This window comes from Streptomyces sp. NPDC042371, assembly GCF_056437465.1.
In genome coordinates this window covers 1,309,138-1,329,014 of record NZ_JBWKAP010000001.1, presented here as the reverse complement: position 1 = coordinate 1,329,014, position 19,877 = coordinate 1,309,138, and the positions used below count along the sequence as shown (strand labels likewise).

Here is a 19,877-nt window from a genome sequence, read left to right as displayed (position 1 = left end):
GTTGATAGGCCAGATCTGGAAGCCCGGTAACGGGTGGAGGTGACTGGTACTAATAGGCCGAGGGCTTGTCCTCAGTTGCTCGCGTCCACTGTGTTGGTTCTGAAACCACGAACAACCGTCGTAGCCATGTGCCACGGCTCCGGTTGACAGTTTCATATTGTTTCGGTGGTCATAGCGTGAGGGAAACGCCCGGTTACATTCCGAACCCGGAAGCTAAGCCTCACAGCGCCGATGGTACTGCAGGGGGGACCCTGTGGGAGAGTAGGACGCCGCCGAACTCATTGTAGAGAAAACCCCCGCACCGTATGGTGCGGGGGTTTTCTGCGTTCTGAGGCCTTTCCAGGGTCTGTTCTGGCCTCTCTGCCCTTTCTTGGACGTCATTTCCTTCTCTCCTCAGAGGCGGCCTGCGGATTTGAGGGAGAGGTATGCGTCTGCCACAGCAGGTGCGAGGGACTGAGGGGTGGCGTCCACGACGGTGACGCCTCGGTGCCTGAGCTGTTCCGCCGTGCGGTGACGTTCCGACTGGGCCTGGGCGGCTGCCGCCGCGTCGTAGACCGCTTCCGTTGTGCCACGTGAGGTCGCCATTTCCTCGATGTGAGGATCGGCGACCGATGCCACCAGGACCTTGTGGCGTTTGGTCAGGCGGGGGAGGACGGGGAGCAGGCCCTCTTCGATGGGGGCCGTGTCGAGGCTGGTGAGCAGCACGATCAAGGAAGCGCGCGGGGCCGTACGGAGAGCCGTCGACGTCAGGCTTCGGGCGTCCGTCTCGACGAGCTCGGGCTCCAGGGTCGCCAACGCGTTGACCAGGGAGGGGAGGACGTCTCCTGCGGAGCGGCCCTGCACCAGGGCGCGTACTCGGCGGTCGTAGGCGAGGAGGTCCACACGGTCGCCGGCGCGGGAGGCGAGGGCTGCGAGGAGCAGGGCCGCGTCCATGGAGGCGTCGAGGCGCGGGGCGTCGCCCACGCGGCCCGCCGACGTACGGCCGGTGTCGAGGACGATGAGGATGTGGCGGTCGCGTTCCGGGCGCCAGGTGCGTACCGCGAGGGTGGACTGGCGGGCGGTGGCGCGCCAGTCGATGGAGCGGGTGTCGTCACCGGGGACGTACTCGCGCAGGCTGTCGAACTCCGTGCCCTGGCCGCGCGTCAGCACGCTGGTGCGGCCGTCGAGTTCGCGGAGTCGCGCCAGCTTCGAAGGGAGATGCTTCCGGCTGGCGAAGGGGGGCAGGACGCGCAGGGACCAGGGGACCTTGTGGCTGCCCTGGCGGGTGAAGAGGCCGAGGGGGCCGTACGAGCGGACCGTCACGCGGTCGGCTTCGTGGTCGCCGCGGCGGGAGGGGCTCAGGCGTGTGGTGAGGCGGCGGCGTTCGCCCGGCGGGATGGCCAGGCGGTGACGTGATGCGGCGGTCTCGGTTCCTGGCTGTTGGCTGCTGGGAGGCCAGGCGTCGCGGAGGTCGGCGCGCAGGGGGCGGCCGGACGGGTTGGTGACGGTGAGTTCGACGCCGGCGGTCTCGCCGAGGCGTACGGACGTATCGCCGGCGCGGGTCAGCCCGAGGCGGCGTACGGGGGCGGCCAGGGCGAAGTCGCAGGCGCAGGCCAGGGCCAGCGGGGTGTTGACGGCGAGGATGCCGGTCCAGCTGGGGTCCCACAGGCCGACGGGGAGCGTGCCGAGGGCGGCCAGGAGCGCGGTGCGTCCGGTGAGGGCCATCAGCGGGGGACCGGGACGTGCGCCAGGATCGCGTTGATGACGGAGTCGGCGGTGACGCCCTCCATCTCGGCCTCCGGGCGGAGTTGGATCCGGTGGCGGAGGGTGGGGAGGGCGAGGGCCTTCACGTCGTCGGGGATGACGTAGTCGCGGCCGGTCAGCCAGGCCCAGGCGCGGGCCGTGGAGAGCAGGGCCGTGGCGCCTCGGGGGGAGACGCCGAGGGTGAGCGACGGGGATTCCCGGGTGGCGCGGCAGATGTCCACGACGTACGCGGTGATCTCGGGGGAGATGGAGGTCTTGGCGACGGCGGCGCGGGCGGCTTCCAGGTCGGCGGCGCCCGCTACGGGACGTACTCCGGCGGCGCGCAGGTCTCGGGGGTTGAAGCCCTCCGCGTGCCGGGTGAGGACGTCGATCTCGTCCTGGCGGGAGGGGAGCGGGACCGTCAGCTTGAGGAGGAAACGGTCCAGTTGGGCTTCGGGGAGGGGGTACGTGCCTTCGTACTCGACCGGGTTCTGGGTGGCGGCGACGAGGAACGGCTCGGGGAGCGGGCGCGGGGTGCCGTCGACGGTGACCTGGCGTTCTTCCATCGCTTCGAGGAGCGAGGACTGGGTCTTCGGCGGGGTGCGGTTGATTTCGTCGGCCAGTAGGAGGTTGGTGAAGACCGGGCCGGGCTGGAAGGAGAACTCGGTGGAGCGGGCGTCGTAGACGAGGGAGCCCGTGATGTCGCTCGGCATCAGGTCAGGAGTGAACTGGACGCGCTTGGTGTCCAGTTCGAGGCTCGCGGCGAGAGCGCGGACGAGCAACGTTTTGGCTACCCCAGGGACTCCTTCTAGTAGGACATGGCCGCGGCAGAGGAGGGCGACGACGAGACCCGTGACGGCGGGGTCCTGGCCGACCACGGCCTTGGAGATCTCGGCGCGCAGGGCTTCGAGGGAAGCGCGTGAGCTGTGGGGATCTCCGGTGGGCCCGGTGTCGGTGGTCGGGTCCGTCATGAGTGGCGTACCTCTCTTTCGAGGGCGTCGAGTTGGTCGGCGAGGGCGATGAGTGCTGCGTCGTTGCCGGGGGGCGGCCCGAAGAGGAGGGGGTGCAGGTCTTGGCCGGGGGTGTGCAGGCGGGCGGACAGCGCGGGGATCAGGGTCTCGGGCGCGTGTGCCTGGGCGGGGGGTACGCCGACAAGGGAGGCGAGGCGGGTGCGCGCGGCGGTACGCAGGGCCGCGGCTGCGCGGTCGCGGGCGTTCACCTTCCGGTAGAGGCGTGCGCGGCCCTCGACGGCCTCCGAGGCGCGGATGGCGACGGGGAGGCGTTCGGCGACGAGGGGGCCGAAGCGGCGGGCGCGCCACAGGGCGGCGAGTGCGGCGGCGATGGCGAGCTGCAGGGTGCCCCAGCGCCAGCCGGAGGGGATCAGGTCGAAGAATCCTCGGCGTTCGGATTCGGTGGCGGCCTGGTCGTCGGAGAGGGAGGGGAGGTACCAGACCAAGTGGGGTCGGGAGCCGAGGAGTTGCAGGGCGAGCGAGGCGTTGCCCTGCTTGTCGAGGCGGTCGTTGTAGAGGATGTCGGGTGCGCCGAGGACGACGGTGTCGCCCTTTCCGTGGGGGGCGGGGAGATGCAGGAGGCTGGGGAGGCCGTCGCTGAGGTAGCAGGCTTCGGCGTCCGGCGCGAGGGTGTCGTAGCGGATGCCGCCCATGTCGGCGAGGCCCGCGCGGCGGGCGGCGGGCAGGGCGCAGTCGGGGGAGAGCGTGGAGTCGGTGCTGGTCGTGCCGCTCGCGGTGACGCCGGGGGCGAGGTCGCCGATCGACGGGGTGCCCGGGGTGACGAGGACGGTGCGGCCGCCCGCGTCCTCGGTGGCGGCGTGGAGGCGGGCGCGCTGGCGGTCGGTGAGCACGTCGGGGTTGGCGACGAGGAGGGTCGTGTCGGGGCCGGTCGCGGAGCGGGCCTCTTCGGTGCTGGTGACCACGCGGGTGGACACGCCTCGGTCGTTGAGGAGTTCGGCGACGGCCCGGCTTCCGTGGGCGTCGGCGGAGCGGGGGTCGAGGCGGCCGTGCTGGGCGCCGGAGCGGACCGCGGCGATGGCGACGGCCGTCGCGATGAGGACGACCAGGGCGAGGGCGATGCCTCGGGAGCGGGTCCAGATCCGGCGGGGTGTGGGGGAGAGCGAGGTTGAGGCGGGGGGTGGTGCGGTGGGCTGTTCCGTGGCCGTGGGGGCGGTCGGCTCGGTGGGCCCGGCAGGGTGGCGTGGCTCGGTGGAGGGGGTGGGGCCGGTCATTCGGCGTCCCCCTGGGAGCTGCTGCTCGGTGTGGTGCGGGCGGCGCCGGTCAGGACCGGTCTGGTGTTCTGCAGATCGTGGTCGAGCTCGGCGAGGCGGACGTATGCCGCTTCGTCGGCGGTCCGGCCGCCGTATGTCACGTCGTCGAACGTGTGGGCGGCGGAGCGGAGTCGGTCGGTGTGGGCGGGGAGGGTGCGGCCCGCCTCCGCCGCGGCCTCGTCGGCGGTGCGGCCGGGGCGGGGGTCGAGGAGTGCGCGTTCCTCCAGGGCGCGGACGACGGCACGCATGCGTTCCTGGACGGCCTGGGTCCACTGGGCGTGGTCGGCGTGTGCCTCGGAGGCGGCGCGGTGTTCCGCCGCGCTGCGGGGGCGGTCGTCGAAGAGGGCCGGGGCCGAGGTGGCGGCGCGGTGGGGGGTGCCGAGACGCCACCACAGGGCGGCGGCCAGGAGCAGGACGGCCAGCACGATGACCAGGAGTCCGAGCCCGCCGCCCGGGGTGGCCCCCGAGGCGGCGGAGAACAGGTCGTCGACCCAGCCCCAGAAGCGGTCGAGGGCGCGCTGGAAGAGGCCGGGGTCGTTCTCGTGGTACATCGGCTTGGACAGTTCGCGTTCGGCGGCCTCCCGCGCGGGGTCGCGCGGGATCGTCACCGGTGGCTCGTCGCCGGTGCGCGGCAGGAGCGGTGCCGCGCCGAGCCTTCTGAGTACTGCCCCCGCCGCGGTCACCGCATCAGCTCCCCGAGGCGCCGGGCGGGGTGGGGGCGTGGCCGGGGAGGCCGGCGGCGCGGGCGAGTTCGAGGTCGAGGGCCTCGCGGCGGATCCGCTGGTCGATGTAGAGGAGCACGGTGACTCCGGCCGTGATCGGGAACGTCAGCATGGAGCCGATGATCGAGCCGACGCCGCTGACGATCAGGAACGTCCAGCCGAGCTCACCGGTGCTGTCGAGGAAGCCGGTGACGCCGTCGCCGCTGACCGCGCCCGCGATGAACGTGAACGGGATGACGATGATCGACGCCACGACGTTCGCGATGATCGCCGCGAGCAGCTGGATGCCGAAGACCCGCCACCAGGAGCCTCGGACCAGCTTGGCGGAGCGGGTGAGGGACTTCTTGATGCCCTGCTTCTCCAGCATGAGGGCGGGGGAGGCGAGGGAGAGGCGGACCACGATCCAGAGGGCGGCGACGGCCGCGCCGAGCCCGCCGAGGACGGCGAGGCTGGCTCCGGCGTCGGACGCGCCCGCCAGCCCGATCAGCAGTCCGGGCAGGATGCCGACGCCGACGACGGCCACCCCGATGAGCGGAATGAGCAGGGTCAGACCGAACAGCTTGGCCAGCTGGGGGCGGGAGTCCTGCCAGGCCTCCGAGATGGTCACCGACTTACCGAGCACCGCGCGGCTGGTGACCATCGTGAGCAGGGCCGTCGCGACGATCGTGCCGAGCAGGGTGACCAGGAGGACCACGCCGGAGCTGAGCATGGTGTCGCCCAGGGCGCGGGTCAGTTCGCCGACGGTCGCACTCGGGTCGTCGAGGGCCTCGGTGTCGACGGACTCGTTGAGGACGAGGCCCTGCAGGAGGACGACGACGATCTCGGTGAGCACGGCCACGGTGAGGGAGATGCCGAGGACCGTGCGCCAGTGGGCACGCATGGTCGACACCGCGCCGTCGAGGATCTCGCCGACGCCGAGCGGGCGGAGCGGGATGACGCCGGGCTTGGCGGCGGGCGGCGGGCCCTGCCAGGCTCCCCAGCCGCGGTAGCCGCCGGGGCCTCCCGGAGCGCCGGGGCCTCCGGGGCCACCAGGGCCGGGAGGTCTGCCGCCCCAGCCCCAGCCGCCGCCCTGACCGGGCGGCGGGGGCGGCGGAGGCGGTGCCTGGCCCGGGGCCTGCTCGCTGGGCGGGGACCACTGGGCGGGCGGCGGCTGCTCCTTGGACCACTTGTTGGACGGGCCGCTCTGCCGACCGGTGTCGCCGGTCTCGGCGTCGGCGGGCCCTGTGGCGTCCGGCTTGCCGGAGTCAGGTCCGTCGGAGGGGGCAGATCCGGGCGATGCCCAGCCCGGAGTGTCGTTCATCGTCGCTCCTTCAAGGTGCCCGTCCGCGGATGCGGCGGCAGGTTGCCAGCCATCGTGCCACGGGGTACCCGCGAGGTGACCGGGCGCCGTAGGGGCTGGACACCTTCAATTGTCCGCCGGGTACGGGGCAGACTGGGCGGATGGCTGATCAGTACGCGCAATCCAGCGAGGACAAACGGCCGACCGAGCTCCCCGCGATCCGCTGGGACGACCCACCCGAAGGCCCCGTTCTGGTCCTGCTCGACCAGACCAGGCTGCCGGGCGAGGAGATCGAGCTGGTGTGCACCGACGCACCGGCCCTGGTGGACGCGATCCGCAGGCTCGCGGTGCGAGGGGCACCGCTCCTGGGCATCGCGGGGGCGTACGGCGTCGCGCTCGCCGCGGCCCGGGGCTTCGACGTGGACGAGGCGGCGGACTCGTTGGCGGGGGCGCGGCCCACCGCGGTCAACCTGGCCTACGGGGCGCGCCGGGCCCAGGCCGCGTATCGCGCCGCGGTGGTGGGCGGCGCCGATGCCCGGGCGGCCGCGGGCGCCGCGCTCGAGACGGCGCGGGCGCTGCACGCGGAGGACGCCGAGGCGAGCACCAGGATGGCGGCGCACGGTCTGACGCTCCTCGACGAGCTGCTGCCCGGCGGCGGGCACCGGATCCTGACGCACTGCAATACGGGGGCGCTGGTCTCCGGAGGGGAGGGCACGGCGTTCGCGGTGGCGCTCAAGGCGCACCGGGAGGGGAGGCTGCGGAGGCTGTGGGTGGACGAGACGAGGCCGCTGCTGCAGGGGGCCAGGCTCACCGCTTACGAGGCGGCGCGGAGCGGAATGGCGTACACCTTGCTTACGGACAACGCGGCGGGTTCGCTGTTCGCGGCGGGTGAGGTGGATGCCGTGCTGATCGGTGCCGACCGCATCGCGGCCGACGGTTCGGTGGCGAACAAGGTGGGGAGCTATCCGCTCGCCGTGCTGGCCCGCTATCACCACGTGCCGTTCATCGTGGTGGCGCCGGTGACGACGGTGGACCGGGGCACGCCGGACGGAGCGGCCATCGAGGTGGAGCAGCGGGGTGGGCATGAAGTGACGGAGGTCACAGCGCTGTATGCGCCGGTGATCGGGATGGAAGCGGGAGGCGGGATACCGGTGGCACCCCTGGGGACACAGGCGTACAACCCTGCCTTCGACGTGACACCACCCGAGTTGGTGACGGCGATCGTCACGGAAGAGGGCGTTCTGTCACCTGTGACAGCAGAGGGCCTTGCCGAGCTGTGTGCCAGGTCACGCCAGGTAACGATTAGCTAATGGGATGATGTCAGGCATGAAGGGACGAGTCCTTGTCGTCGACGACGACACCGCACTGGCCGAGATGCTCGGGATTGTGCTGCGTGGTGAAGGTTTTGAGCCGTCGTTCGTTGCTGATGGCGACAAGGCGCTGGCCGCTTTTCGGGAGGCCAAGCCTGATCTTGTGCTGCTCGACTTGATGCTGCCGGGGCGCGACGGCATCGAGGTGTGCCGCCTGATCAGGGCGGAGTCCGGAGTGCCGATCGTGATGCTCACGGCCAAGAGCGACACCGTTGACGTGGTGGTCGGTCTGGAGTCGGGGGCCGACGACTACATCGTCAAGCCGTTCAAGCCGAAGGAGCTCGTGGCCCGGATCCGGGCGCGGCTGCGGAGGTCGGAGGAGCCCGCTCCGGAGCAGCTGGCCATAGGTGACCTGGTCATCGACGTGGCGGGGCACTCCGTGAAGCGGGACGGGCAGTCGATCGCGCTGACGCCGCTGGAGTTCGACCTGCTGGTCGCGCTGGCCCGCAAGCCGTGGCAGGTGTTCACGCGTGAGGTGCTGCTCGAGCAGGTCTGGGGCTACCGGCACGCGGCGGACACCCGGCTGGTGAACGTGCACGTCCAGCGGCTGCGGTCGAAGGTCGAGCGGGACCCGGAGCGGCCGGAGATCGTGGTGACCGTCCGTGGTGTCGGTTACAAGGCCGGACCGAGCTGACGTGTCCCGGGACAGTTCCCCCTCGGCGCCCGGGGGTCCGGGGGCTCGTTCGGGGCGGACTGGACCGGGGCGGCGCTCGTCCGGGTTCGGGCGGCTCGTCGACGGCGGGCTGCTGCTGCAGGGCGGAGTGCAGGGCAGTCCTGTGCTCCGGCTCTTCGTGCGCTGGGTGCGCCGCCCGCTGCTGCCCGCAGTGCGGCTGTGGCGGCGCAACATCCAGCTGAAGGTCGTCGCGACGACCCTGCTGATGTCGCTCGGCGTGGTTCTCATGCTCGGGTTCGCCGTCATGAGCTCGGTGAACAACGGCCTGCTCAAGGCCAAGGTGAAGGCGTCGCAGAGCCAGGCAGACGGTGGCTTCAGGGCGGCGCAGGACAGTGTCAACGCCGCGCGGCAGAGTGCGGGACAGGGCCAGGGCCAGGACGGCAGCACCGCCGACGGGCGCAATGCCGCCGTGTGGATGTCCGACCTCGTCGAGCAGCTCTCCAGCGGCGGTCAGAACGCGTTCGCCGTTGTAACGCTGAGCCCCACCTCCGCGGGTGACTCCGGGAGCGTGCGGGGCTCGCGTGCCTCGGGCGGCGTGGAGCCGATCCTGAGCGTGCCGGAGGAGCTGCGCCGCCAGGTCGACAACGGCACGGGCGTCTATCAGGCCAATACGCGGATCATCTACGACGACGGCCGGGAGCCGCAGTCGGGGCTGGTGATCGGCAAGCGGCTCAACGACCTCAACGGCGATCCCTACCAGCTGTACTACCTCTTCCCGCTGACGCAGGAGGAGGAGTCGCTGAACCTGGTCAGGACGACGCTGGCGACCGCCGGACTCTTCGTCGTGGTGCTCCTCGGGGCCATTGCCTGGCTGGTGGTGCGCCAGGTCGTCACGCCGGTCCGGATGGCCGCGGGCATCGCCGAGCGGCTCTCCGCCGGGCGCCTTCAGGAACGTATGAAGGTCACCGGAGAGGACGACATCGCGCGGCTCGGTGAGGCCTTCAACAAGATGGCGCAGAACCTGCAGCTGAAGATCCAGCAGCTGGAGGAGCTGTCGCGGATGCAGCGACGGTTCGTGTCCGACGTATCGCATGAGCTGCGGACGCCGCTGACGACGGTCCGGATGGCTGCCGATGTCATTCACGAGGCGCGGGTGGACTTCGATCCGGTGACCGCGCGGTCGGCGGAGCTGCTCGCCGATCAGCTGGACCGCTTCGAGTCGCTGCTCGCCGATCTGCTGGAGATCAGCAGGTTCGACGCGGGGGCGGCCGCGCTGGAGGCCGAGCCGATAGACCTCCGTGAGGTCGTCCGCAGGGTCGTCGGCGGTGCGGAGCTGCTCGCCGAGCGCAAGGGCACGCACATACGGGTCGTGGGGGACCAGCAGCCCGTGGTCGCGGAGGCCGACGCGCGGCGTGTGGAGCGGGTGCTGCGCAATCTCGTCGTCAACGCCGTGGAGCACGGCGAGGGCAAGGACGTGGTGGTGCGGCTCGCCGCCGCGGGCGGCGCGGTCGCCGTCGCGGTGCGGGACTACGGAGTGGGTCTCAAGCCCGGCGAGGCGACCCGGGTGTTCAGCCGCTTCTGGCGGGCGGATCCGGCACGCGCCCGTACCACCGGTGGTACGGGGCTCGGACTGTCCATCGCCCTGGAGGACGCGCGACTGCACGGCGGCTGGCTGCAGGCATGGGGCGAGCCGGGCGGCGGCTCGCAGTTCCGGCTCACGCTGCCGAGGACGGCGGACGAGCCGCTGCGGGGTTCGCCGATACCGCTGGAGCCCGACGACTCGCGCAGGCGCCGGGGTCTGAACGACGCCGGGCTGCCCATCGAGGGCGCGAACAAGCTGGCCACGGTTCCCGCGCAGCCGTCCGCGCTGGCGTCCGAGCGGGTGCAGCCGCCCGTGCCCGCGAAGGGGCCGATACCGCCGCGGCTCCTCCAGGCAGGGCCCGTGGACCCGACGGCGCTGCCCGGCAACGGGTCGAGGGTCGTGCCGCGTCGGCCGCTGGACGACGAGCCGACGGGCGAGCCGGGTGCGACGGAAGAGGAGAACACTCGTGGGCGCTGACCACGTCGGGCGCGGCCGCCGTGCGGGCCGCAGGGGCCTGCTGCGCACCGGACTGCTGCTGGGCAGCTGCGGGGCGCTCCTGGCCGGCTGCGCCTCGATGCCGGACAGCGGGAACCTGAAGTCCGTCGACGCCTCGCAGCGGCCGGACTCGCAGTCGCAGGTCCGCGTCTACGCGATGCCGCCGCGCGAGGGCGCCCGGCCCGTGGAGATCGTGCAGGGCTTCCTGGAGGCGCTGACCAGTGATGACCCGCAGTTCGCGATGGCGCGCAAGTATCTGACCAAGAAGGCGTCGCGGGAGTGGGATCCGGAGGAGTCCACGACGGTGCTCGCCGACGGCCCGAACACGGACGCGGGCAACGCGGGCAACGACGGTGACGGCAGCCGCCGCTACTCCTTGACCGGCCGACAGGTCGCGAGGGTGGACGCACAGCACGCGTACCGCCCCGAGGACGCGTCCTACACCCAGTCCGTGCACCTGAGCCAGGACGGCGGGCCGGGCGGGAACGAGTGGCGGATCGACAAGCCGCCGCCGGGCGTGGTGCTCGGGGAATCGGACTTCCAGCGGATCTACCGGTCCGTCAACAAGTACTACTTCGCAGGGCCCACCGGCGCGGGTGTGAACGGCCGGACGGGGCTCGTCGCGGACCCCGTGTACATCCGCCAGCGGATCGACCCGTTGACGCAGACGGTGAAGACGCTGCTGGAGGGGCCGACCAACTGGCTCCGGCCGGTGGTGCTCTCGAGTTTCCGCAGCGGTACGGAGCTCAAGGACCCCGGTAAATCGCTGACGCTGGACGACCAGAACAGGTTGACGGTGCAGCTGAACAGCCGGTCCGACGGCACCGGGCAGACGAAGTGCAAGGAGATGGCGGCGCAACTGCTCTTCACCTTGCAGGACCTGACGCCTTCGGGGGTCGAGCAGGTGACGCTGCAGCGTTCCAACGGCTCGATGCTCTGTGTGCTGAGTCAGGAGCGTGCCGAGACCGTCGCGTCACACCCGAGCACGGACCGCCCCGGCTACCAGTACTTCGTCGACGAGAAGCACCGGCTGGTGCGGATGTCGGCCAACGCAGGGGGCTCGGTCGACCCCGAGCCGGTGGCGGGCGTCCTCGGCACCGGTGACCAGCCGCTGCGCTCGGCCGCGGTCTCGCGTGACGAGCAGCGCGCGGCCGGGGTGTCCCTCGACGGCAAGACGCTGTACACGGGCTCGCTGCTCTCGGACGGGACGCTCGGCAAGGCGAAGGTGCGCAGCAAGGCCAAGTCGGAGAAGGACCGCCTTTCCACGCCCAGTTGGGACGGCAGGGGCAACCTGTGGGTGGCCGACCGGGATCCGAAGCGGTCGCGGCTGCTCTGGCTCGAACAGGGCTCGGGCGAGCCGGTCGAGGTCGAGGTGCCCGCTCTGGACGGGCGCATCCGGGAGGTGCGGGTGTCGGCCGACGGCGTGCGCATCGCCCTCCTCGTGGAGAAGGACGGCAAGAAGTCCCTGTGGATCGGCCGCGCCGACCGGGACACCCGCAAGGGGGAGAAGCCCGAGATCTCCGTCCTCGACCCGACCCCCGCGGCGCCGCAGATGGAAGAGGTCACGGCCATGTCGTGGGCGGGCGGCAGCCGCCTCGTGGTGGTCGGCAGGGAGACCGGCGGGGTCCAGCAGATCCGGTACGTCCAGTGCGACGGGTCGGTGCTTCCCCGCACCGCGCTGCCGGGCCTGACCGGCGTCCAGGAGGTCGCGGCGTCCGAGGACGAGCGGCAGCCGTTGGTGGCGCACTCGGACGACGGGATCGTGCGGCTGCCGACGGGGTCGCAGTGGCAGACGGTCGTGAAGGAAGGGCTGGCGCCGGTCTATCCGGGGTGAGCCCGGGGCGGCCCTGGGGTGTCGCAGGGTGGCCCTGCGGGGCGATGCGGCGGTGGCACCGGGCGGCTGCCGCCCCGCCTGACGGCTGCCCCGGGTGGCCGTCCTCAGGCGGCAGGGAGTTGTCCACAGGCAGTTGTCCACAGGGGTGGCCGCGCCGTCCCGCCCTTGGCACAGTGGGGACATGCGGGGGTGGTGGCAGGACCTCACCGACCTGGTGTTGCCGACCGAGTGCGGAGGCTGCGGGAGGCCTCGCACGGCGCTCTGCGACGAGTGCCGTGCCGCCCTGTGTGGGGCCGTGCCGCGCCGGGTGCGACCGGAGCCGGAGCCGCCCGGGCTGCCCGTCGTGCTCGCCGCCGTGTCGTACGAGGACGCGGCTCGGGCCGTGCTGCTCGCGCACAAGGAGCGTGGCGCCCTGGGGCTCGCCGGGCCGCTCGGCGTGGCGCTGGCCGGAGCCGTGTGTGCCGTTCTGCGGGGCGAATCCGGGGCTCGGGGTGATACGGGGGCGCGAAGTGGGGTAGGCGGCACACAGGATGGCCCACAGGGGCGTGTGATGCCGGTGTCGCTCGTGCCTGTGCCCTCGTCGCGGGCCGCTGTGCGGGCCCGCGGGCACGATCCGGCGCGACGGATCGCCTTCGCCGCGGCGGGTGAGCTGCGGCGGGCGGGAATCCCGGCGCGCGTGCTCGCGGTGCTGCGTCAACGGCGCGCGGTGGCCGACCAGTCGGGGCTCGACTCCCGGCAGCGGCGGGCCAATGTGGCGGGCGCCCTGGAGGTGACCGCAGGCGGCGGACGGTTGCTGGGAGGTGATGGCCGAGTCGTGGTCGTGGACGACCTCATGACCACCGGCGCCTCTTTGGCGGAGGCGACCCGTGCATTACGTGCCGTACACACGGAAAAGAACAGGGTGGCGGAGGCCTTGCGGGACCCGGTATCCGGGGTCGCACGAGGGTCTGTTTCCGGCTGCGGGAAAGTGATCGGTGCGGCCGTTGTCGCCGCACCTCCGGATTCTTTCGAAATAAACCGGAACTGATTGAGAACTTGCATCGTTGCAGGTAGTGAGAGGGTGGATACACCTGAATGGAGGTACGCGGCAGTAGAGGGTGACGACATCCACTCAGGCGAGATATGTTCGGTTGTATGAGGAATGGCGGACGCCGGACCTCGTATATCGGAATGCCGGTCCGCGGGTTTTTCCGCAATCACCCGGGCCGGTGGGGTGGAGATCTCGCCCACGGGGGAGGAGGAGGTGGAAGTCACCGAGTCCGAGGCTCCGGCAGTCACCGGAGCCTGGTGCAAAAGGGAGATGCTCCGCGGCCGAAGCGGAGCAATCCGGGAACGGAGTTCTGCGTGGACATCGTCGTCAAGGGCCGCAAGACCGAGGTGCCCGAGCGGTTCCGCAAGCACGTGGCCGAGAAGCTGAAGCTGGACAAGATCCAGAAGCTCGACGGCAAGGTGATCAGCCTCGACGTCGAGGTGTCCAAGGAAACCAACCCGCGTCAGGCCGACCGTTCCGACCGCGTGGAGATCACCGTCCGCGGGCGCGGTCCCGTGATTCGCGCGGAGGCCTCGGCAGCCGATCCCTACGCGGCGCTCGACCTGGCCACCGCCAAGCTCGACGCACGACTGCGCAAGCAGCACGAGAAGCGCCACAACCGGCGGGGCAACGGCAGGCTTTCGGCCGCCGAGGTCACCGAGAGGGTCCCGGAAGCGGCGTCCTTCAACGGGGACGGCACCATCGCACGCGAGGAAGAGCCGGACGGCGTGCCGGTCAAGAAGATCGGCTCCCTCGAGATCCAGGGCGAAGGCCCGCTCGTGGTCCGGGAGAAGACACACGTCGCGGCACCCATGTCGCTCGACCAGGCGCTCTACGAGATGGAACTGGTCGGACACGACTTCTACTTGTTCGTCGACTCCGAGTCCAAGGAACCCAGCGTCGTCTACCGACGGCACGCATACGACTACGGCGTCATCCGCCTGAACACCGACCCGATGGTCGCCAAGGCCGAGACGGGTGGCGGAGGCGGGGCCCTCGGCGGCTGACCGTCGCCCCCTGTGACAGCCGTGGTGGTGCCCCTGGAGCGCCTGTGCGCCCCCAGGGGCACCACCGTGCGCCGGGTGCGCGCACCGCACCGGCGCCGGGCATGAAATCATGGGCGGGCCGGTCAACCGGTGTGCTGCAGCCTGGCGTTGGCGCAGCAGAGGCACAACAGGCCGCGGGCCTTCATGGGGGAGGAACGATGGCGGACAGCTTCGGACCGATGCGTCACGAGGGTGCCGGCGACGGCATCGGCATCGGCACGGATGCGGGCGCCCCACGCAAGGAGCCCATCAGGGTCCTTGTGGTGGATGACCACGCCCTCTTCCGCCGGGGCCTGGAGATCGTCCTCGCCGCCGAGGAGGACATCCAGGTGGTCGGCGAGGCGGGCGACGGCGCCGAGGCGGTGGACAAGGCCGCCGATCTGCTGCCCGACATCGTGCTCATGGACGTACGCATGCCGAAGCGCGGCGGCATCGAGGCGTGCACCTCCATCAAGGAGGTGGCGCCGAGCGCGAAGATCATCATGCTGACGATCAGCGACGAGGAGGCCGACCTCTACGACGCGATCAAGGCGGGCGCCACCGGCTATCTCCTCAAGGAGATCTCCACGGACGAGGTGGCCACGGCGATCCGCGCGGTGGCCGACGGGCAGTCGCAGATCAGCCCCTCGATGGCGTCCAAGCTGCTCACCGAGTTCAAGTCGATGATCCAGCGCACGGACGAGCGGCGGCTCGTCCCCGCGCCCCGGCTGACCGACCGGGAGCTCGAAGTGCTGAAGCTGGTCGCCACCGGGATGAACAACCGCGACATCGCCAAGGAGTTGTTCATCTCCGAGAACACCGTGAAGAACCACGTGCGCAACATCCTGGAGAAGCTCCAGCTGCACTCCAGGATGGAAGCCGTGGTCTACGCGATGCGGGAGAAGATCCTGGAGATCAGGTGAGGGCCCGCACCAGGTCGGCCGTCAGCTCGGGGCGGTCCATCCCCTCCACCCGTACGGAGTCGCAGCCCACCCAGGACGCCGCTTCGCGCAGCGCCTGAGCCATCGGTGCGACCGCCTTCGGGGAGTCCAGCGAAACCTGCCTGGCCACCAGCGTGCTGCCCTCGCGCGCGGGGTCTACCCGGCCGAGGAGCCTGCCGCCGGAGAGCAGCGGCATCGCGAAATAGCCGTGGATCCGCTTCGGCTTGGGCACGTACGCCTCGAGGCGGTGGGTGAAGCCGAAGATCCGCTCCGTGCGCGCCCGCTCCCAGATCAGCGAGTCGAACGGGGACAGGAGCGTCGTGCGGTGCCGCCCGCGGGGCTTCGTCTCCAGGGCCTTCGGGTCCGCCCAGGCGGGCTTGTCCCAGCCCTGCACCGTCACCGGCACCAGACCCGACTCCGCGACCACCGCGTCGAACTGCTCGCCCTTGAGGCGGTGGTAGTCCGCGATGTCCGAGCGGGTGCCGACGCCCAGCGCCTCGCCCGCCAGGCGGACCAGACGGCGCAGGCACTCCGCGTCGTCCAGGTCGTCGTGGCGCAGTGCTTCCGGGATGGCGCGCTCCGCCAGGTCGTACACCCGCTTCCAGGAGCGGCGCTCCGTGCACACCACCTCGCCGTGCATCAGCGCCCGCTCGACGGCGATCTTCGACTCGGACCAGTCCCACCACTCGCCCTTGTTCTTCGCGCCGCCCAGCTCCGTCGCGGTGAGCGGGCCTTCCGCGCGCAGCTGTTTGATCACCTGGTCGTACGCGCCCGCGGGCAGGTCGTGGTGCCAGTGGGGGCGGCTGCGGTAGGCACGGCGGCGGAAGGCGAAGTGCGGCCACTCCTCGATGGGGAGGATGCACGCGGCGTGCGACCAGTACTCGAAGGCGTGGGTCTGCGTCCAGTACGCCGCCTCGACGGTGTCGCGGGCCACGGCGCCCAGCCGTGCGTACGGAATCAGTTCGTGGGAGCGGGCGAGGACCGAGATCGTGTCGAGCTGGACCGCGCCGAGGTGGCGCAGGACGCCCCGCACACCGGACCTGCGGTCGGGCGCTCCCAGGAAGCCCTGCGCGCGCAGGGCGATGCGGCGGGCCTCGTCGGCGGAGAGGTCGAGGGCGGGACTCGGCAGGCTCGTCATGGTCCGAACGATAGGGGGAGCCACTGACAGCGCTGACAGCGCTGACGGTCGGTCACTCACGAGTTCCTTGGCCCCTCACGCCCGTTCCTCACACCTTCGCGGGCAGATAAGGGTGCGGCGACGGCACTCCGATGTCCGAGGGGAGCAGTGCGCCGACCCAGCAGTCACGGAGCGTGCCCTTGTTGAGCAGGCCCGCGCGGTGGACGCCCTCCACGGTGAATCCGGCCCTCTCCACGACCGCCCGCGATCCGGTGTTGCCGACTTCCGCGCGCCACTCCAGGCGGGTGCAGCGCAGGTCCGTGAACGCCCAGCGGGCCAGGCCGAGCACGGTCTCCGTCATATAGCCGCGGCCCCGGTGCTCCTCGGCCGTCCAGTAGCCGACCTCCCAGGTGCCCGAGCGCGGGTGGTGCAGGCTGGCCGCGGCGAGCAGCGGGCCGCCCTCCCGGGGGCGCACGGCGAAGGTGTACTCCACGTCGTTGCGCCATTCGTCCGGGACGATGCGGTTGATGAAGGTCTCGGCGTCCACGCGCGTGTACGGCGACGGGATGGTCGTCCAGCGCTGGATCTCGGGGTCCTGGCAGGCCGCGTAGGTCTCGTCCGTGTCCTCGGGCGCGAAGGCGCGGAGGAACAGACGTTCGGTGGTGAGAGTGACGGGCTCCATCAAACGATTCTGCTGGGACGGAGCCCTCGGATCCAGCGTTTTACCGGCTTTCGTGATCACCTCTCACGACGCACTCATGGGCCCAACCCGGCACCTTCGGCGCTCCTCGTCCGTTGACCTCATGGCACACCTCCCGGCGCGGCCCGGTCCTCGCATACGATGGCCGTTGCCCGACGAGTAAAACCGACCATGCCAGGCCCGACCGGCAAGGAGACCAACCCCCGTGTCCGTCCTCTCGAAGATCATGCGTGCAGGCGAAGGCAAGATCCTGCGCAAGCTGCACCGCATCGCGGACCAGGTCAACTCCATCGAAGAGGACTTCGTCAGCCTCTCCGACGCCGAGCTGCGCGCGCTGACCCAGGAGTACAAGGAGCGTTACGCCGACGGCGAGACGCTCGACGACCTCCTGCCCGAGGCCTTCGCGACGGTCCGTGAGGCCGCCAAGCGCGTCCTGGGCCAGCGCCACTACGACGTCCAGATGATGGGCGGCGCCGCGCTGCACATGGGCTATGTCGCGGAGATGAAGACCGGCGAGGGCAAGACCCTCGTAGGCACCCTGCCCGCGTACCTGAACGCCCTGTCCGGCAAGGGCGTCCACCTCATCACGGTCAATGACTATCTGGCCGAGCGCGACTCCGAGATGATGGGCCGCGTCCACAAGTTCCTGGGCCTCAAGGTCGGCTGCATCCTGGCCAACATGACCCCGGCCCAGCGTCGCGAGCAGTACAGCTGCGACATCACGTACGGCACGAACAACGAGTTCGGCTTCGACTACCTCCGCGACAACATGGCCTGGTCGCAGGACGAGCTCGTCCAGCGCGGTCACAACTTCGCGATCGTCGACGAGGTCGACTCGATCCTCGTCGACGAGGCCCGTACGCCCCTGATCATCTCCGGCCCCGCCGACCAGGCCACCAAGTGGTACGGCGACTTCGCCAAGCTGGTCACCCGCCTCACCAAGGGTGAGCCCGGCAACCAGCTGAAGGGCATCGAGGAGACCGGGGACTACGAGGTCGACGAGAAGAAGCGCACCGTCGCCATCCACGAGCCCGGCGTCGCCAAGGTCGAGGACTGGCTCGGCATCGACAATCTGTACGAGTCGGTGAACACGCCTCTGGTGGGTTACCTCAACAACGCCATCAAGGCCAAGGAACTCTTCAAGAAGGACAAGGACTACGTCGTCATCGACGGCGAAGTCATGATCGTCGACGAGCACACCGGCCGTATCCTCGCCGGTCGCCGCTACAACGAGGGCATGCACCAGGCGATCGAGGCGAAGGAAGGGGTGGACATCAAGGACGAGAACCAGACCCTTGCGACCATCACCCTCCAGAACTTCTTCCGCCTCTACAAGCGCGACGGTTACGACAGCGGCCTCTCCGGCATGACCGGTACGGCGATGACCGAGGCCGCCGAGTTCCACCAGATCTACAAGCTGGGCGTCGTGCCGATCCCGACGAACCGGCCGATGGTCCGCGCGGACCAGTCCGACCTGATCTACCGCACCGAGGTCGCGAAGTTCGCCGCCGTCGTCGACGACATCGCGGAGAAGCACGAGAAGGGGCAGCCGATCCTGGTCGGCACCACCTCCGTCGAGAAGTCGGAGTACCTCTCGCAGCAGCTCTCCAAGCGCGGTGTCCAGCACGAAGTGCTGAACGCGAAGCAGCACGACCGTGAGGCGCCGATCATCGCCCAGGCTGGTCGCAAGGGCGCCGTCACCGTCGCCACGAACATGGCCGGACGAGGCACCGACATCAAGCTCGGCGGCAACCCCGACGACCTCGCCGAGGCGGAGCTGCGCCAGCGCGGCCTCGACCCCGTCGAGCACGTCGAGGAGTGGGCCGCGGCGCTGCCCGCCGCCATGGAGAAGGCCGAGCGCGCCGTCAAGGCGGAGTTCGAGGAGGTCAAGGACCTCGGCGGGCTTTACGTGCTGGGCACGGAGCGGCACGAGTCGCGCCGCATCGACAACCAGCTGCGCGGTCGTTCCGGACGTCAGGGCGACCCCGGCGAGTCGCGGTTCTACCTGTCGCTCGGCGACGACCTGATGCGCCTGTTCAAGGCCCAGATGGTCGAGCGCGTGATGTCCATGGCCAACGTGCCGGACGACGTGCCGATCGAGAACAAGATGGTCACCCGCGCGATCGCGTCCGCCCAGTCGCAGGTCGAGCAGCAGAACTTCGAGACGCGTAAGAACGTCCTCAAGTACGACGAGGTCCTCAACCGGCAGCGCGAGGTCATCTACGGCGAGCGCCGCCGCGTCCTGGAGGGCGAGGATCTGCAGGACCAGATCACGCACTTCATGGACGACACCATCGACGCGTACATCTCCGCGGAGACCGCCGAGGGCTTCGCCGAGGAATGGGACCTGGACCGGCTGTGGGGCGCGTTCAAGCAGCTCTACCCCGTCAAGGTCACCGTGGAGGAGCTCGAGGAGGACGCGGGCGACCGCGCGGGCCTCACCGCCGAGTTCATCTCCGAGTCCATCAAGGAAGACATCCACGAGCAGTACGGGGCGCGTGAGGCGCAGCTCGGCTCCGACATCATGCGTGAGCTGGAGCGGCGCGTCGTCCTCTCGGTCCTGGACCGCAAGTGGCGTGAGCACCTCTACGAGATGGACTACCTCCAGGAGGGCATCGGCCTCCGTGCCATGGCGCAGAAGGACCCGCTGGTCGAGTACCAGCGCGAGGGCTTCGACATGTTCAACGCCATGATGGACGGCATCAAGGAAGAGTCCGTCGGCTACCTGTTCAACCTGGAGGTCCAGGTCGAGCAGCAGGTCGAGGAAGTTCCCGTCGATGACGCGGCTCCGTCGCTGGCGAAGGACGGCGCGCAGGACGCGGTGCCGGCCGGGGCCGCTCGGCCGGAGATTCACGCCAAGGGGCTCGAGGCTCCGCAGCGGCCCGACCGGCTGCACTTCCAGGCGCCGAACGCCGAGGGCGGGGTCGACGAGGGCGACTTCGTCACGGACGGTGCGGAGGCGCGGTCCGAGTCGGACGGGATGACTCGTGCGGAGCGGCGCAAGGCTCAGAAGGGTGGGCGGCGTCGTAAGAAGTAGCGGGGGCGCTGTCGCTGTTACTTGAGCGATGTGGGCCACGTGAGCTGAGGGGTCGGGCTTTTGCCCGGCCCCTTTGGCGTTGTTGGGGGGCGGGTTGGGGGCCTGGGGTGAGGGCCTGGGTTGGGGTGG

General features: G+C 70.6%; 15 protein-coding genes and 1 rRNA gene. 9 read left to right on the top strand and 7 right to left on the bottom strand.

The features are described 5' to 3' along the window. Window positions 1-161 precede the first annotated feature (161 nt). Window positions 162-278: ribosomal RNA gene (gene rrf, locus AC068B_RS05775) — 5S ribosomal RNA — on the top strand. Between the two features lie 115 nt (window positions 279-393). On the opposite strand, the gene AC068B_RS05770 is transcribed toward rrf, so the two are convergent. From AC068B_RS05770 to AC068B_RS05750, 5 genes are read right to left on the bottom strand one after another with little or no spacing between them, the layout of a single operon-like run. Continuing rightward, window positions 394-1,704 (bottom strand): DUF58 domain-containing protein, encoded by a 1,311-nt coding sequence (locus AC068B_RS05770; protein ID WP_478669183.1) that lies wholly within the window; start codon window positions 1,702-1,704, stop codon window positions 394-396. Next, the gene (locus tag AC068B_RS05765) at window positions 1,704-2,693 is read right to left on the bottom strand and encodes an AAA family ATPase (RefSeq protein WP_356267565.1); all 990 of its coding nucleotides are present in this window, start codon (window positions 2,691-2,693) and stop codon (window positions 1,704-1,706) included. Before AC068B_RS05765 ends, AC068B_RS05770 begins: the two co-directional genes overlap by 1 nt. Beyond that, complete coding sequence (locus AC068B_RS05760) at window positions 2,690-3,964, bottom strand: DUF4350 domain-containing protein (RefSeq protein WP_478669182.1); 1,275 nt, start codon at window positions 3,962-3,964, stop codon at window positions 2,690-2,692. Before AC068B_RS05760 ends, AC068B_RS05765 begins: the two co-directional genes overlap by 4 nt. After that, entirely contained in the window at window positions 3,961-4,686 is a 726-nt protein-coding gene (locus AC068B_RS05755) for a DUF4129 domain-containing protein (protein ID WP_478669180.1), read from the bottom strand. Before AC068B_RS05755 ends, AC068B_RS05760 begins: the two co-directional genes overlap by 4 nt. A 4-nt stretch (window positions 4,687-4,690) precedes the next feature. Next, the gene (locus AC068B_RS05750; RefSeq protein ID WP_478669179.1) at window positions 4,691-6,025 is read right to left on the bottom strand and encodes a DUF7847 domain-containing protein; all 1,335 of its coding nucleotides are present in this window, start codon (window positions 6,023-6,025) and stop codon (window positions 4,691-4,693) included. A 140-nt stretch (window positions 6,026-6,165) separates the two neighbouring features. Here AC068B_RS05750 and mtnA point away from each other — a divergent pair, with 140 nt between their 5' ends. The 7 genes from mtnA to AC068B_RS05715 all read left to right on the top strand — a co-directional run bounded on the left by mtnA (window position 6,166) and on the right by AC068B_RS05715 (window position 14,876). Next, window positions 6,166-7,314 (top strand): S-methyl-5-thioribose-1-phosphate isomerase, encoded by a 1,149-nt coding sequence (gene mtnA / locus AC068B_RS05745; protein WP_478669178.1) that lies wholly within the window; start codon window positions 6,166-6,168, stop codon window positions 7,312-7,314. A 4-nt stretch (window positions 7,315-7,318) separates the two neighbouring features. Beyond that, window positions 7,319-8,008, top strand: coding sequence for a two-component system response regulator MtrA (mtrA, locus tag AC068B_RS05740; RefSeq protein WP_189176211.1), 690 nt, complete (start codon window positions 7,319-7,321; stop codon window positions 8,006-8,008). A gap of 1 nt (window position 8,009) precedes the next feature. Further along, window positions 8,010-10,046 (top strand): MtrAB system histidine kinase MtrB, encoded by a 2,037-nt coding sequence (mtrB, locus tag AC068B_RS05735; protein ID WP_478669176.1) that lies wholly within the window; start codon window positions 8,010-8,012, stop codon window positions 10,044-10,046. Beyond that, window positions 10,036-11,898: an LpqB family beta-propeller domain-containing protein gene (locus AC068B_RS05730; protein ID WP_478669175.1), complete on the top strand. Its 1,863-nt coding sequence runs from the start codon at window positions 10,036-10,038 to the stop codon at window positions 11,896-11,898. Before mtrB ends, AC068B_RS05730 begins: the two co-directional genes overlap by 11 nt. Before the next feature lie 181 nt (window positions 11,899-12,079). Then, entirely contained in the window at window positions 12,080-12,925 is an 846-nt protein-coding gene (locus tag AC068B_RS05725) for a ComF family protein (protein ID WP_478669174.1), read from the top strand. A 317-nt stretch (window positions 12,926-13,242) separates the two neighbouring features. Then, window positions 13,243-13,935 carry a ribosome hibernation-promoting factor, HPF/YfiA family gene (hpf, locus tag AC068B_RS05720; protein WP_055568537.1) on the top strand — a complete coding sequence of 231 codons (693 nt, stop codon included), beginning with the start codon at window positions 13,243-13,245 and terminating at the stop codon, window positions 13,933-13,935. Window positions 13,936-14,132: 197 nt separating this feature from the next. Further along, window positions 14,133-14,876, top strand: a complete 744-nt coding sequence (locus AC068B_RS05715) for a response regulator (protein WP_055568536.1) — start codon at window positions 14,133-14,135, stop codon at window positions 14,874-14,876. On the opposite strand, the gene AC068B_RS05710 is transcribed toward AC068B_RS05715, so the two are convergent. Beyond that, entirely contained in the window at window positions 14,869-16,032 is a 1,164-nt protein-coding gene (locus AC068B_RS05710; protein ID WP_478669172.1) for a winged helix-turn-helix domain-containing protein, read from the bottom strand. The two genes, AC068B_RS05715 and AC068B_RS05710, sit on opposite strands and share 8 nt — an antisense overlap. A gap of 88 nt (window positions 16,033-16,120) precedes the next feature. Beyond that, window positions 16,121-16,693 carry a GNAT family N-acetyltransferase gene (locus AC068B_RS05705; protein ID WP_478669171.1) on the bottom strand — a complete coding sequence of 191 codons (573 nt, stop codon included), beginning with the start codon at window positions 16,691-16,693 and terminating at the stop codon, window positions 16,121-16,123. A gap of 223 nt (window positions 16,694-16,916) precedes the next feature. On the opposite strand from AC068B_RS05705, the gene secA reads away from it, so the two are divergent. Continuing rightward, a complete protein-coding gene (gene secA / locus AC068B_RS05700) occupies window positions 16,917-19,748 on the top strand; it encodes a preprotein translocase subunit SecA (RefSeq protein WP_478669169.1) in 2,832 nt (943 codons plus the stop codon). Window positions 19,749-19,877 lie beyond the last annotated feature (129 nt).